We start from the raw sequence: 13,018 nt of genomic DNA, 5'->3' as shown, positions 1-13,018 counted from the left end.
GATCTACATCCATATATATCGGTTTATGGGGACTGAAATTGGAGAGGGGTTGTAAGGAAGTTGGACCAAAGTACACTACAGATATCTGGACGGGAAAACATGGAAGAGGTCCGGGATCAAGCTACATTCATGCAAGGGGTCAAAGATTGTATCCCAACCCTGCTTGGTTATTTGAGTATTGGCTTTGCGGCGGGTGTCATTGAAATGACCGCAGGTCTGAGTCTGGCGGAAACGGCACTGCTCAGCCTGATTTTATATGCAGGATCGGCTCAGTTCATTGCAGCAGGAATGCTTGCATCGAATGGGTCAGCAGTAGCCATCATGTTCACCATATTTTTTGTGAATCTTCGCCATTTGCTGCTCAGTGCGGCTGTATCACCGTATTTTCGGCATCTGACCCCGCTTAAAAATATGTGGATTGGTTCACTGCTTACCGATGAGTCTTTCGGCGTGGCGATGACACGTGCAATTGGCAGAGAAAGGCTCAGTGAACGCTGGATGCACGGTCTGAATATTACCGCATATCTGAACTGGTTCGTGGCTAATATGGCGGGAGCGTACTTTGGACGCTGGATCACTAACCCGGAACGACTGGGTCTGGATTATGCCCTGCCAGCGATGTTTATTGGACTGGTTGTACTCCAGTTGGTGCATCGCAAAAACAAAAAAATACACATTAATGTGGCTATTATCGCCGTGGTCTGTGTAATCTTCGCCAGCATGGCTTCACTTGGCAGCATGAGTGTCATTGTGGCTGCGGTCATTGCGGCAACGATGGGAGTGTTCATGGAACGATGGAAGTAAGATGGGATGTTTTCTGGATTATTATGGGCTCAGCGTTGTTAACATTTATTCCGCGTGTACTGCCACTGATGCTGTTCAGCAAGATACAGATTCCAATGTGGTTATTACGCTGGCTGGAGTATGTACCCGTAGCGGTCATGGCAGCGCTGATTGGTCAGGAACTGTTCATGTCGGACAACCAGTTGGTGCCGATTACGCAAAATGCAGCTCTGTGGGCATCCCTGCCTACGATTGCAGTAGCTATCTGGACACGCAGTCTGCTTGGAACCGTATTGGTCGGTATTGTGGCTATGATGATACTGCGATATTGGATCGGATAATTGCTAGGAGAGTCATAAGATGGCGACCCTCAGTTATGAAAACGCTATTTTCTATTTTAACCGAAAGGGATAAAATGGAGACTGAGGTGTTCAGTGTTTCCATTTTGCACAAGAGGAAGGAACGATTTCAATCATGAGTACTAGTCCATCCGTTATATTGTTTCAGGGAGACTCGATTACAGACGGGGGAAGATCACGCAATGATGATCCCAATCATTTTCTCGGACACGGATATGCGTATCTGATCTCCAGCAAACTGGGTATGGAACTGGCGGGCAAGCATAAGACGTTCTATAACAGAGGCATCAGCGGGGATCGGGTATCCGATCTGTACGCACGCTGGAATGAGGATACAATTAGTCTGAAACCGGACCTGATCAGCATCCTGATTGGGGTTAATGATGCCTGGCGCACGATGAATGGTGAACCTAGCGGAGTAACGGATCGTTTCGGACGGGCGTATCGCCATTTGCTCGAAGAAACTCGGGAAGTGATGCCGGATACGGGGCTGATTTTGATGGAGCCGTTTATTCTGAGAACCGGAGCGACCGCGGAGAAATGGGAAGCCTGGGAAGAGTATATCGGTCAATATCAGAAACTGGCCCAAGGTCTTGCTGAAGAATTTGGAGCTGTATGGGTGCCATTGCAGCAGACGTTTAATGACGCTCTGAAACAGGCGGATGCAGCGTACTGGTTATGGGATGGCGTACATCCAACCGCCGCAGGTCATGAGCTGATTGCACGCCAATGGTTGTCTGTTGTACAGAATTCTCCGCTTGCGATTGTGTAATAACAACAGCGGACAGTTGCGATATGGGCAGCAGCATTAAAGGTGTTCAGGATTAGTTGAGGACATAAGATAGCTAAGAATATGAGATAGCCATAAAAAGCCTGTAGTGACAGGCAGAATGTAACGGAGGACCTGACGAAGGTTCTTCGTTTTTTGGTGTTGGGAAGGAGAAGGACGTAACGTCGTGGAAAGGGTTCTAATGGATAATTCTTCAAAAGTGCTATCATATCCGGTAAAATGAAATCGATTACATTATAATGTGGGTATGACAATCCATTAACGAAGAGTGGTGAATCCAGTGGAAGATTCCATTCATGAATTCGAAAATAAAAATATAAACCAACGTGGAACTGAGAACAGAGTATGGAGTTCCTTAAGTGCCGACAGACTCTTGGAGAAGTTATTCCGGCCTGAATTGGCTACGTTATACACAGACTTGAAGGCTTACGGTGAACGTGCCTTGAACGAACCCATGCCTTCCTTGTCGTTCCGTCTATATCGACAGTTCAGCGATACGGGTGAGCGGAAAGCCTATGAAGAGGCTTATTTCGATCGAAGGGGCAGACTGGCTGCTGTGGCGATGCTTGCATTAGACACTGCCAGGCCGGATGCACTGCAAGCGCTGGAAGAAATGTTATGGGATGTGTGTGGCGAATATACGTGGTGCTTGCCTGCGCATCTGGGTACCGGTGAGGTCAATCAGGTGAATGGGAACATCGATCTGTTCGCCGCAGAGACAGTACATATGCTGGCCGAAATTGTGACCATTCACACCGAGCGTCTGGATCGCCTTGTCATAGAACGAATCAGGTCTGAGGCAGAACGGCGAATCTTCATCCCGCTTTACCGGGAGCAACGGAAGTTCCACTGGCAGACAGCGGATCACAATTGGTCGGCAGTCTGTGGTGGCTGCTGTGGCATGGCCGCATTGTTGCTGCTCGAGGATGAGTCCACGCTACGGGAATCGATCTCCCATACGGTCAGCTGTATGAACGCATTCCTGAGCGGATATGGCGAGGATGGCGGCTGTGCCGAAGGCATTGGATATTGGGTATATGGCTTCGGTTATTTCACCTATTATGCCGAGATGCTTCGTGAGTACAGTGAGGGCGAACTAGATCTGCTGACGGGTTCCAAAATAACAGCCATCTCAGCCTTCCCACTGCGAGTTCATCTGTCGGGTGGCACATTCGTGAATTATTCGGACAGTTCCGAACAGGAAGAGATTCCTTCCGGACTACTCTCCCTGCTTGCATCTCGGGTTGGGTTGCAGATAGATCTTCCGCTTCATATTCCACTGTTTACCGATGATCCCTGTGATCGCTGGGCTCATATGCTGCGGAACGTGATGTGGAGCGATCCGCCAGTGTACGGTGATGAAGGTGCCTCTGGGCAGGCTGAACGAGGATTTATTTTTCAAAATCTGGGCTGGATGATTGCAAAAGGATCGTTCGATTCTCCAGATACAAAATATGCGAACGGCGCACCCCTTCATGTGGCTATTTCCGTTAAAGGCGGGCATAACGATGAACCTCACAACCATAATGATCTGGGGCAGTTCATTATCCATTGCGGTGGTGAGAATATTCTGTGTGATCCAGGAGCAGGGTTGTACAGCCAAGCGTATTTTGCACCAGGCAGAGAGCAGCTGTTCCACATCTCGTCATCCGGTCATAACGTTCCGCTCATTGAAGGCCAGGAGCAAAGTTCGGGCCGACAAGCGCAAGCCCATGTGTTAGAGGCAAAGCTGGCAGAGGGTGGCGGTGAGCTGAATACAACATTGGATCTGACATCCGCTTACTCTGGAGCTGCTTCACTGGCTCGTTATACGCGCCAATTTCATTGGAAGATGGCTTCTGGCGGTAGCAGGAATGGAGCAGAATTGCATCTGATTGACCGTTTTCATTGGAAGAGCAGGATGGTGTCTTCGGCAGAACGATTCTCTTCGGTGGATGATTCAGATGCAGGATGTTCAAGCGTTGTAGAGCGATGGATGAGCAGAGTACAACCTGAAGTGGTGAAGAGCGGTAATCTTCGCTGGCAAGGTGAACATGGAACGGTCCATATGACGTATGATGCGAACCAGTGGCAGGTCTTTACGGAGGTTATGAACACAGTTGATCATGACAATGTCCCAGTCACATTCTATCGGACGTCACTATCATGGACAGGTGTGATCGATGAGACGGATGTTCGGACAGAACGCCCTAATCCGCTTGAAACGGTATGTGAAGTACGCTTCATCATTGAACCGAAAATGGGAGAAACCGAGGTGAGCAAACGTGAGTAAATATACATCCGCGTCCACGTATCCATGGAAAGACGAACTCGAACATTACCGTTCATTGGCAGAGCAAGTGGGCCCTCCTCCGGCAGACGGCTGGAATAGGGAGCGCAAGTTGGCACTTGTTGAAAGTGTTGTTCGCGCTTACACACCATATCAGGACAGCCAGGGTGCAATTATCGACCCGTTCTCGGGTGTGGAGAGATATTATTCTACACCGGCCTATGCGATGGCTGCGGCTGTTCTGGTTGACGCGGGACGTACAGATCTGCTGGATTCCGCAGCGGTAGCCCTGTCACAGAGCATTGATGCCGTGGTCAATGGTAGCGCACCAGACAATCACCCTGATTTTTTTCCGGTGCTCATGATGAGAGCCTATATGTTGTTGAAATCACACCTGCCTGAACAAGCACAGATCTGGGCTGAGGCACTCAAGACGATCAGTCCTGAACAAGATTATGTATTTACGATGAGCAAGATGAACAATCCCAATCGCATGATTAACTGGAACGCCATTATGATCTCTGGCGAATATCTGCGGTGGCATGAACAGCTGGCGAATGAGGGTACTGCGTGGATGGATCGATATCTGGAAGCCTATCATCTACCCCGGTTTACGGCCCTTGGCTTGTATCAGGATGGACCACTGGACCGTCCGAATTGTCCATTTTCCTATGATATTGCCACCCGTTATCACCTTGGGGTGATGCTTGAAGCTGGTTACGAGGGAACCACTGCCGATACGTTACGTGAACAGCTGCGCCATGGTGCCTTCAGCTCGTTACTGTCGCTCTCGCCGCTAGGTGAGATTCCACCGCGTGGTCGCAGCTCCCAGCATCAGTGGAATGAAGCTGCCGCAGCTTATGTATGTTCTACACATGCAACGCAGGCTCTGGAGGTGGGAGATCCGGTGATGGCGGGTGCTTTTGCACGTGCGGCCAATCGGTGTTTTGCTGCTGTTGAGCGCTGGAAGATGGATGATGGACGCTTGAAAATTGTACGCAATGAATACGCGCCAGATGATCGGCATGGATATGAAATCTATACCAACCATACCTGTTACAACCTGTGGACAGCAGCAGCGCTGGCTCACGCTTGTCTGAGTGATCCGGGAGACGATGTGAGCGAAGTATACCTTCCTTCCGAGTTAGGCAGCAGGGTTTTGCAGACCGATGGGTGGTTTGAAACTGTGATTGCTTCCATACCTGGTCAGCAACTGGTATTACACACGGCGATGAATGATCCGTATACGATTCCTGGTTTGGTACGGATTCAACAGATGGGGTTACCTGGTCTGATTGGTCCGTCCGCTGCCAGCCATGTGCAGGCCGGGTTTACGGAATTTGCCGAAGGGGCGGTTCGTCCGCTCAGTTACTGTCCTGCCTGGAAGACACCAGATGGGGTATGGCACAGTCTTGCAGAGGGGTTTCCATCCGGTGGTGCATATGATCGGGATGTTGGATTAGACCCTGCTCAGGGAGGTGGTTCCATTGTGTATGAGAAGGTGGACCATGATACACGGAACCAAGTGGAGCAGCATCTGGAGGAAAGAGCGGCAGAAGATGGCGTGAACGCCTTGGAGAATGCTTTTGCCGTGACATGGGTCGGTCCATTACCCGGAATTAAAACATTGCGTACCGATTATGTACAACAGGCGGATGTGCTGACTATAACGTATGAATTCGAAGGAGAGATCGCTGCAGCAGGGGCACTCATTCCGTTGATGTTCCATGATGGCCGTGAACAGGCGGTGATTACCCATACGGATCATAGTGTACGAACGGAGTATCGAGGGGCGTATGTAGAATCCACTGCGCTGGATCAGGGAGCCATAATTCATCTGGAGGAACAGGCTGTGGCCTCCCGTAATGGTTTACTGAAGGAAGCCCGGATTGAAGTGAACGGAGCACGTAGGTTGTCATTTGCGATCCGATTGGGCGAGGTTAACTGAAGGTGTTCAGGTTGAGGATCATTAGATCTCCAAACATCTCAAAACAGCTCGAAGCATAGTTAAAAGTGTTATTCGTGGATGATTAGTGATATTTAACGGATAGCTATTGCAGTTGCGGCATACGACGCTATAGATAAGTTGGGGATGAGCTGGAGCATCAAGCATAGATGTCTGGTATTGAATCGAGGAGGGATATGTTCATGAACACATCAACGTCGGTAAAATGGCTCGAGGAAGCGTGGCAACAGGGCGCTGCCAAGACAATTCGGAATGCAAAGCGGATCAAGGATACATTTCCACACATTGCCCCGCAGGGGACGTATGACCGGAATGATCCGGAATGGTGGACAGCAGGTTTCTGGCCTGGATTGTTATGGCTGGTCTATGGGGATGCGCCGGAAAGTGAAGCGGCGGCTTCGCTACATCGCATTGCCGAAAGCTGTGAGCGGCAACTGGAAGGTTGTCTGCGTGATCCCGAATCGGTGGATCACGATCTGGGGTTCATCTGGCTGCTTAGTGGCGTAGCTAACTACCGCCAGACGGGCAGCATGGATGGACGGCGGCGCGGCATGCTTGCCGCCAACCTGCTCGCTGCCCGGTTCCACGTGCGCGGTGAGTTCATCCGCGCCTGGAACTTCAGCTCGTCAGCAATGGATACGCGTGGCGTAGCCATCATTGACAGCATGATGAACCTGCCGCTGCTCTATTGGGCATCCGAGCAGAGCGGCGACCCTCGCTTCCGCTGGCTGGCGGAAGCGCATGCGGACACCGTGGCGCGCGAATTCATCCGCGCTGACGGGTCCATCTGCCACGTGGTGGAGTTTGATCCACACACGGGGCAGAAACTGCGAGAGCATGGCGGACAGGGCCATGCTCCAGGTTCCGCCTGGGCGCGGGGGACCGCCTGGGCGTTGCACGGGTTTGCGCTGTCTTTCCGGTATACGGGCGAAGCCCGATATCTGGAGACAGCGGAGCGTGCGGCAGATTTCTTCCTCGCCATGCTTGGCGAAGAGATCGTGCCGATGTGGGATTTCCGCGCACCTGCGGAGCATCAGGTGGCGTGGGACTCGTCCGCTGCGGCGATTGCCGCGAGCGGGTTGCTTGAGCTGGCGAAGCTGTCGCCGCGCGGGGAAACCTATGCTGCCGCGGGAGAGCGTATCGTCCGCGGCTTGCATGAGCACTATAGCTCCGGCGACTCGGCAGCGGAAGAAGGTCTGATCATGCAGGGAACGGTGCATTACCCGGAAGGGCGAGGGCTGAATGTGCCGATTATATACGGCGATTATTTCTATATGGAAGCGCTGGCGAAGCTGCGTGGACATTCGGGGTTATTTTAAAAGAAGAATTGAGAACTACGGGCTGGGAGAACTGAAGGTGAGAACGGATTAGTAAGATCGTAGTGTTGTGAGCCTTTGAGTTGTTTCATTAGATTCAACTAGTTAATCAGTTATATATTCAGTATTTATTGTCAGTAGCGTCATTAGCAAACCATCATCACCTGTCCGCGTGCGGCTGTCTCCAGTATCAGGAACGATATCCCTGCTATTGGAGACGGAGTATATCTAAGTCTGAGCTTTGAATAGACAAATCAAGGTGAGCGGACAGGCGGATGGTGTACATAATCGAAGGAAGACAAAAGAATATCTGGCCTATGAATATTCATTCTTACGGGTCCAGTTGGGGTGCAGACTTAGCTATTCTCTACTGAAAAAATCGCTTTTCACTTCGAAGGTGTACGTTTCAGAATGACAAAGTCGGCAGAAGATTGATCTGGATAGCGCTGCGGAATAACCTCATGAACTTTGAAATCAGGGTAGTCGAAGAGATATTCGAACAGATTACGGTCCTGGATTGTATCGATCCCGGGGTTGCCGTTTTCTTTCAAACGGGTGTAAAGCACCACCCATGCTGTTGAGGAGTGCAGAATGTCATAGAGGGTATTGCGAAAATCAGTTTCATCCGTGATGTGATATAACACATCCAGACAGACCGTCAGATCGGCTTGCAGGAAACCTCGGTTAATCCATAGGCCTGGTGTATACAGCATGAAGCTCTTGGACGAATCCTTGGCAAATTGGGCAGCACAACGCTTTACTGAAGAAGCCGCTACATCCACGCCCAGGTAGTCCTCATAATTCATGTATTGCAACTGGTTGCCATCCCCACATCCAAACTCGATGACACGATGAATCCCTTCACGTTGAATCAGTCCGTTCACAACCTCGGCCTTGAATTCAGCCAAAACCCCGTATGAACCCCTCCCGGAAGTTTCACCCGAACGATATGTTTCCTCCCAATACCCGATGTAATCAAAAGGTTGACGCATTATGTTTCCTCCAATCCTGTTAAAAGAAGTTCAAGACAGTCAATATACATAGGTATGCGCAATATTCGCAGGTATGATCGGTTGAAACAGGAATAGAAGATAAATTAATTTCCATAGAATTCCCTGAAAATTTCCTGAAAGTCTAAACATCTGGAAAGGACTTGCCGACATTAAACATAAGGAAAAAAATGATGATAATCGGGGGGAAATGATGTTAAAGCCAAGATTGACCAAGTACATGGTGATGATGCTGGTGTTGATGCTGAGTATATCCAACGTAGGCTTGGCCGCTGCGGCAGATAAAGAACTGTCCAAAATTGTGGTTTCCAAGAATGAAATGTCGCTCGAAGTTGGTGATTCCAGTTCTGTTACGGTAACAGGGGTATATTCTGATAATACATCGACAAACGTAACGATCAGTTCATCCTGGAGTACCAGTGATACTTCGATAGCAACTGTATATAATGGCGCAATTACAGCCAAAAAGGAAGGTACAGCAACGATTACCGCAGCGTATCAGGGCCAAACTCAGACCGTTCAAGTGAAAGTAACGAAGAAGGTCAAAGCCCTTTCGAAAAACGTGCAAAGTCTGGATTTGCGCACGGGAGATACGAAAGATATCGTTTTGACAGCAACATATAGTGACAATACCACAAGTGAAAAGGCATCCGAGACTGCAGAATGGTCTACCAGTGATGAGAAGGTTGCTACCGTTGTGAATGGTAAAGTAACTGGACAAAGCGCGGGTACGGCAGTTATTACTGCGAAAGTTGGCAGCCAAAGCGTGACGGTGGATGTTAACGTTGAAGTGGTTAAACGTGTAGATGTAGATAAACAGCAAGTTAATCTGTTGTTGAATAAAAGTGAAAGTGTGAAAGTGACGGCTACGTACCCAGATGGCACAACCAAAGATGTAACCGATCTGGCGGAGTGGACATCCAGCAATGAGAAGGTCGCAGACGTGCTCAAAGGCGAAATTACAGGTTACTCTGCAGGTTCTGCCAAGATCACAGCCAAATACGGTACGAAATCAGTTTCCGTTGACGTGGATGTAGATCTGACCAGCAAGCTGAGTGTGGAGAAACAAAGTATTTTCTTCCGTTTGAGCGAGACATCCAAGACGGCTAATGTCGTTGTAACGGCTTCTTATCCAAACAGTAGCGATGTGAATGTAACGGATCAAGCAACATGGACATCCAGTAACGAGAAGGTTGCAACGGTATTCAAGGGACAGATCACAGCCATTAGCGCAGGTTCAACAACGATCAAAGCAACCTACAGTGGTAAAACCGTAGAAGTTGCTGTGGATGTAGATACGGCAAGATATCTGGATATCAAAGATGTGACTGACAAGCTCGCCATGAGTGTTACAGGTGAGAACAAGTCCAAAAAATTGGTAGCCAATGCAGAGTATATTGATGCAAGCACAGAAAATGTAACTTCCAAAGCAACATGGACTTCAAGCAATCCAGATGTCGTATATGTATCTAACGGCGATCTGATTGCATACAAATCCGGTACGGCTACGATTACTGTAGCTTATGGTGGTAAAACGGTTAAATTCACAGTGAATGTAGACGTAGCAGACAAGTATGAGATGGATAAGAAAAAAGCATCGGTAGCTGTTGGTGGAACGACTTCGGCCAAAGTGCTGGCGTTGTATGGTGAAACATCCAAAGATGTATCCGAAGATGCAACCTGGAGCAGCAGCAGCGACAAAATCGCTGAGGTAGATAGCAACGGGGTTATCACAGGTGTTGCCACAGGTAAGGCAACCATCACAGCGAAGATTGAAGGTAAAACACTGACTCTATCTGTTGAAGTAGGTATGGCTAGTGGACTGGAAGCAGATGTGAATTTTGTTGTTCTGTCTGCCAAAGAAACTCAGACGATCCTTCTAACAGGTACGGATGAGGACGGCAACACGTTGGATGTAACATCCGAAGCAACCTGGAAATCCAGCAATGCACGTGTAGCGGATGTGAAAAAAGGTGTGATCACAGGTAACAGCAGTGGTAAAGCCAACATCACAGCCGAATACGGCTCCAAAAAAGTGACCATTCAGGTTGAAGTGGATGTCATCTCACGTATTGAAGCTTCCGAGCTTGCTCTTTCCCTGAAATCAGGCGATACAGCTGATCTGACGGTAACGGCTATCTTGAGCGACGGTAGCGAGCGTGATGTTTCTGACAAAGCTGAATGGAAAACGAACAGCTACAAAGTAGCTCAAGTGACCAAAGGTAAAGTCAAAGCTACAGGTTCAGGCAAAGCCAAAATCACAGCCAAATACGGTAGCAAGTCTGTAACGATTGCTGTAGATGTGGATACACTGAAATATTTGCAGACGGATAAAGTAACGTTGACCATGAAACCAGGTGAAAAGGTAACCGTGGCTGCAACTGCAACGTATGCCGATGGCAGTGAAGCTAATGTATCCAGACCGGCTCTCTGGAAATCTTCCCGTATTGCAACAGCATCGGTGAAAGATGGTATTATTCAGGCGAACGGCAAAGGTAAGGCAACAATTACGGTGACATTTGCAGGTGTGAAAACCAAAGTAACGGTAGTGGTTGAAGCGAAGTAATTGCTTTTCCAAATGTGAGTGTGAAATGCGTAAATAAAAACGGTGATGCCCAGCTTAATAGCGGGTATCACCGTTTTTTTTGTATATAACCTAATCTAAAAAAAGAAACGTCCAGAACCCTTGCATACACCACTTTATTACAGATGTATATCCAAGAGATTCTGTGACGTTCCCTGTATGTTTGTATAACTACATCGTGTGAGACAGTACCAGCGCACCATAGGCAAAAGCGATCACGATCAGAATGGCTGGATGCAGCTTGGTCTTGGTCATAACCCAGAGCGAGATGCCTGCTATGATCAACGTCTGCCAGATACCGATGGAATCAGTGGATAGCTTCCCGAATTCCCATGTAAGCAGAATCATGAGTACAGCGATAACAGGTTGCACGAGTAGGGTCATGCCTCTGACTTTCGGTGACGTGCGATGTTTGTTCAATAGACGAAGTAATATAATTAGTGCGGTTGCGGAAGGTACGATTGTGGCAAAACTTGCGATAAATGCTCCAAACCAGCCTGCTACGTGGTACCCGACAAATGCAGCAATTTTGGTTGCAATCGGGCCGGGAAGGGCGTTACCAATCGCCAGTACATCACCGAATTGCTCTGTGGTCATCCATTGGTAATGGTTCACAATCTCTTCCTGCATAAGCGGAATGGAAGCCGGACCGCCCCCATATCCCAAGATGTTCGCTACGAAAAATCCCCAAAATAATTCCCACCAGGTCTGGAGCATCCTTAGGACACCCCCTTATCGGACTCGCCTTTGGACTTGAAGCGCTGAACCAGATCCAGATGGAAGACACCATATCCAAGGAAAACCGCGATCACAATCCCTGGATGGATATCCAGCAGCTGCAATAGTACAAAGGCAATTACGCCGAATAGGGCGGCAAAAACTTTACCGAGTCCCTTCCAGGCTTTCATGGCAAATTCATAAGCCATCATGCCCAGCATGACAAAAATGACCGGCCGCACGGCGGCTACCATGCCTGCTACCACTTTCGACTCGCGTAGCGCATACATGGAACCGAGCAGAGCAATAATGGCAATACTTGTCGGCAAAATATGAGCGAGTACGGACACAATCGCGCCCAGCACACCTTTCGTTTTATAACCGAGATATGCAGCCATCTTGGTCGCGATGGGACCCGGCAGGGCATTGGCGATAGCCAAAATCTCGCCGAACTCCTCATCACTCACCCACTTGTAACGTGTAACGGCTTCGTAACGGATCAACGGGATAACCGAAGGACCACCGCCGTATCCGAGAATTCCGGTTCGTACCATTCCGATGACGAGACCCTTGTAATCTTTCCAACCCATGCTGATTTCCTCCTAGAGTCTCATGCCCATCCGGCTTTTATAGCGTTTCAACAACAGCTGTGATTCGACTTTGACGATACCCGGCATCTTATAGAGCTTCTCCAGCAAGAACTGCTCCATCTCTTCCATATCCGCAAAAATACCGTGCATGTGCAGGGTACTTGGGCCTGTCATATGATAAAGGCTGGTGACGGCTGGCTCTTCATCCAGTTTCTCAGCGACTTCATCCAGGAAGAGCGGTTCAACATCGACATTGAAAAAAGCCGAGACCTGAAGCCCAACTTTGCCAGGGTTGATTACAACGGTGAAGCGTTCGATGATTCCTTTTTCGGATAACGCATTAATGCGTGCCTGAACAGCCACACGTGACAACCCGATCTGTGTCCCCAGATCCGTATAGGATATCCGGCTGTTGTGGTGAAGCGCGGCGATGATTTTGCGATCCATCTCGTCCAGATTGTACATTTGTGGAATTTCTCCTCCTTTGGAGGAGCGTTTCTCTGACATGTTGATCATCCTTTTCCTTCGCTATATGAAATGAACAATGAAATTTTACTAATCATACAATGTGTATGTGGCATTCATAGTTTAATGACGAATCGTAACTGGAGTCAATCTATTTATCATGATTATT

At 48.9% G+C, this 13,018-nt stretch carries 11 protein-coding genes; 7 read left to right on the top strand and 4 right to left on the bottom strand.

Annotation, left to right across the window (positions count from 1 at the left end; genetic code table 11):
- Nucleotides 1-99: 99 nt before the first annotated feature.
- The 6 genes from AC6CIF_RS20575 to AC6CIF_RS20550 all read left to right on the top strand — a co-directional run bounded on the left by AC6CIF_RS20575 (nt 100) and on the right by AC6CIF_RS20550 (nt 7,486).
- Nucleotides 100-804, top strand: coding sequence for an AzlC family ABC transporter permease (locus AC6CIF_RS20575; protein ID WP_223199960.1), 705 nt, complete (start codon nt 100-102; stop codon nt 802-804).
- A complete protein-coding gene (locus tag AC6CIF_RS20570) occupies nt 795-1,124 on the top strand; it encodes an AzlD domain-containing protein (protein ID WP_076319591.1) in 330 nt (109 codons plus the stop codon). Before AC6CIF_RS20575 ends, AC6CIF_RS20570 begins: the two co-directional genes overlap by 10 nt.
- A gap of 133 nt (nt 1,125-1,257) precedes the next feature.
- A complete protein-coding gene (locus AC6CIF_RS20565; protein ID WP_498201357.1) occupies nt 1,258-1,914 on the top strand; it encodes an SGNH/GDSL hydrolase family protein in 657 nt (218 codons plus the stop codon).
- A gap of 298 nt (nt 1,915-2,212) precedes the next feature.
- Nucleotides 2,213-4,204, top strand: coding sequence for a heparinase II/III domain-containing protein (locus AC6CIF_RS20560; RefSeq protein WP_498201356.1), 1,992 nt, complete (start codon nt 2,213-2,215; stop codon nt 4,202-4,204).
- Nucleotides 4,197-6,149 carry a glycosyl hydrolase gene (locus AC6CIF_RS20555; RefSeq protein ID WP_498201355.1) on the top strand — a complete coding sequence of 651 codons (1,953 nt, stop codon included), beginning with the start codon at nt 4,197-4,199 and terminating at the stop codon, nt 6,147-6,149. The genes AC6CIF_RS20560 and AC6CIF_RS20555 overlap by 8 nt, the downstream gene beginning before the upstream one ends.
- Nucleotides 6,150-6,349: 200 nt before the next feature.
- Entirely contained in the window at nt 6,350-7,486 is a 1,137-nt protein-coding gene (locus AC6CIF_RS20550) for a glycoside hydrolase family 88 protein (RefSeq protein WP_498201354.1), read from the top strand.
- Nucleotides 7,487-7,869: 383 nt separating this feature from the next.
- Here the strand turns inward: AC6CIF_RS20550 and AC6CIF_RS20545 are convergent, their stop codons facing one another.
- Nucleotides 7,870-8,475 (bottom strand): methyltransferase, encoded by a 606-nt coding sequence (locus AC6CIF_RS20545; RefSeq protein ID WP_498201353.1) that lies wholly within the window; start codon nt 8,473-8,475, stop codon nt 7,870-7,872.
- A gap of 211 nt (nt 8,476-8,686) precedes the next feature.
- On the opposite strand from AC6CIF_RS20545, the gene AC6CIF_RS20540 reads away from it, so the two are divergent.
- Nucleotides 8,687-11,059, top strand: coding sequence for an Ig-like domain-containing protein (locus AC6CIF_RS20540; protein WP_498201352.1), 2,373 nt, complete (start codon nt 8,687-8,689; stop codon nt 11,057-11,059).
- Nucleotides 11,060-11,248: 189 nt separating this feature from the next.
- Here AC6CIF_RS20540 and chrA read toward each other — a convergent pair whose 3' ends face one another.
- From chrA to chrS, 3 genes are read right to left on the bottom strand one after another with little or no spacing between them, the layout of a single operon-like run.
- Entirely contained in the window at nt 11,249-11,794 is a 546-nt protein-coding gene (gene chrA, locus AC6CIF_RS20535) for a chromate efflux transporter ChrA (RefSeq protein ID WP_498201351.1), read from the bottom strand.
- A gap of 2 nt (nt 11,795-11,796) precedes the next feature.
- Nucleotides 11,797-12,384: a chromate efflux transporter ChrB gene (gene chrB, locus AC6CIF_RS20530; protein WP_076216557.1), complete on the bottom strand. Its 588-nt coding sequence runs from the start codon at nt 12,382-12,384 to the stop codon at nt 11,797-11,799.
- A 12-nt stretch (nt 12,385-12,396) separates the two neighbouring features.
- Nucleotides 12,397-12,891, bottom strand: a complete 495-nt coding sequence (gene chrS / locus AC6CIF_RS20525) for a chromate efflux transcriptional regulator ChrS (protein WP_498201350.1) — start codon at nt 12,889-12,891, stop codon at nt 12,397-12,399.
- Between the last annotated feature and the right edge of the window lie 127 nt (nt 12,892-13,018).

It is taken from the genome of Paenibacillus sp. GQ49 (assembly GCF_059759055.1).
Note: the sequence above shows the minus strand (reverse complement) of the source record. Positions and strands in the feature narration are given on the sequence as shown.

Coding starts and splice junctions, on each gene's coding strand:
- AC6CIF_RS20575 (WP_223199960.1), top strand. CDS start 100: ATGGAAGAGGTCCGGGATCAAGCTACATTCATGCAAGGGGTCAAAGAT.
- AC6CIF_RS20570 (WP_076319591.1), top strand. CDS start 795: ATGGAAGTAAGATGGGATGTTTTCTGGATTATTATGGGCTCAGCGTTG.
- AC6CIF_RS20565 (WP_498201357.1), top strand. CDS start 1,258: ATGAGTACTAGTCCATCCGTTATATTGTTTCAGGGAGACTCGATTACA.
- AC6CIF_RS20550 (WP_498201354.1), top strand. CDS start 6,350: ATGAACACATCAACGTCGGTAAAATGGCTCGAGGAAGCGTGGCAACAG.
- AC6CIF_RS20545 (WP_498201353.1), bottom strand. CDS start 8,475: ATGCGTCAACCTTTTGATTACATCGGGTATTGGGAGGAAACATATCGT.
- AC6CIF_RS20540 (WP_498201352.1), top strand. CDS start 8,687: ATGTTAAAGCCAAGATTGACCAAGTACATGGTGATGATGCTGGTGTTG.
- chrA (WP_498201351.1), bottom strand. CDS start 11,794: ATGCTCCAGACCTGGTGGGAATTATTTTGGGGATTTTTCGTAGCGAAC.
- chrB (WP_076216557.1), bottom strand. CDS start 12,384: ATGGGTTGGAAAGATTACAAGGGTCTCGTCATCGGAATGGTACGAACC.
- chrS (WP_498201350.1), bottom strand. CDS start 12,891: ATGTCAGAGAAACGCTCCTCCAAAGGAGGAGAAATTCCACAAATGTAC.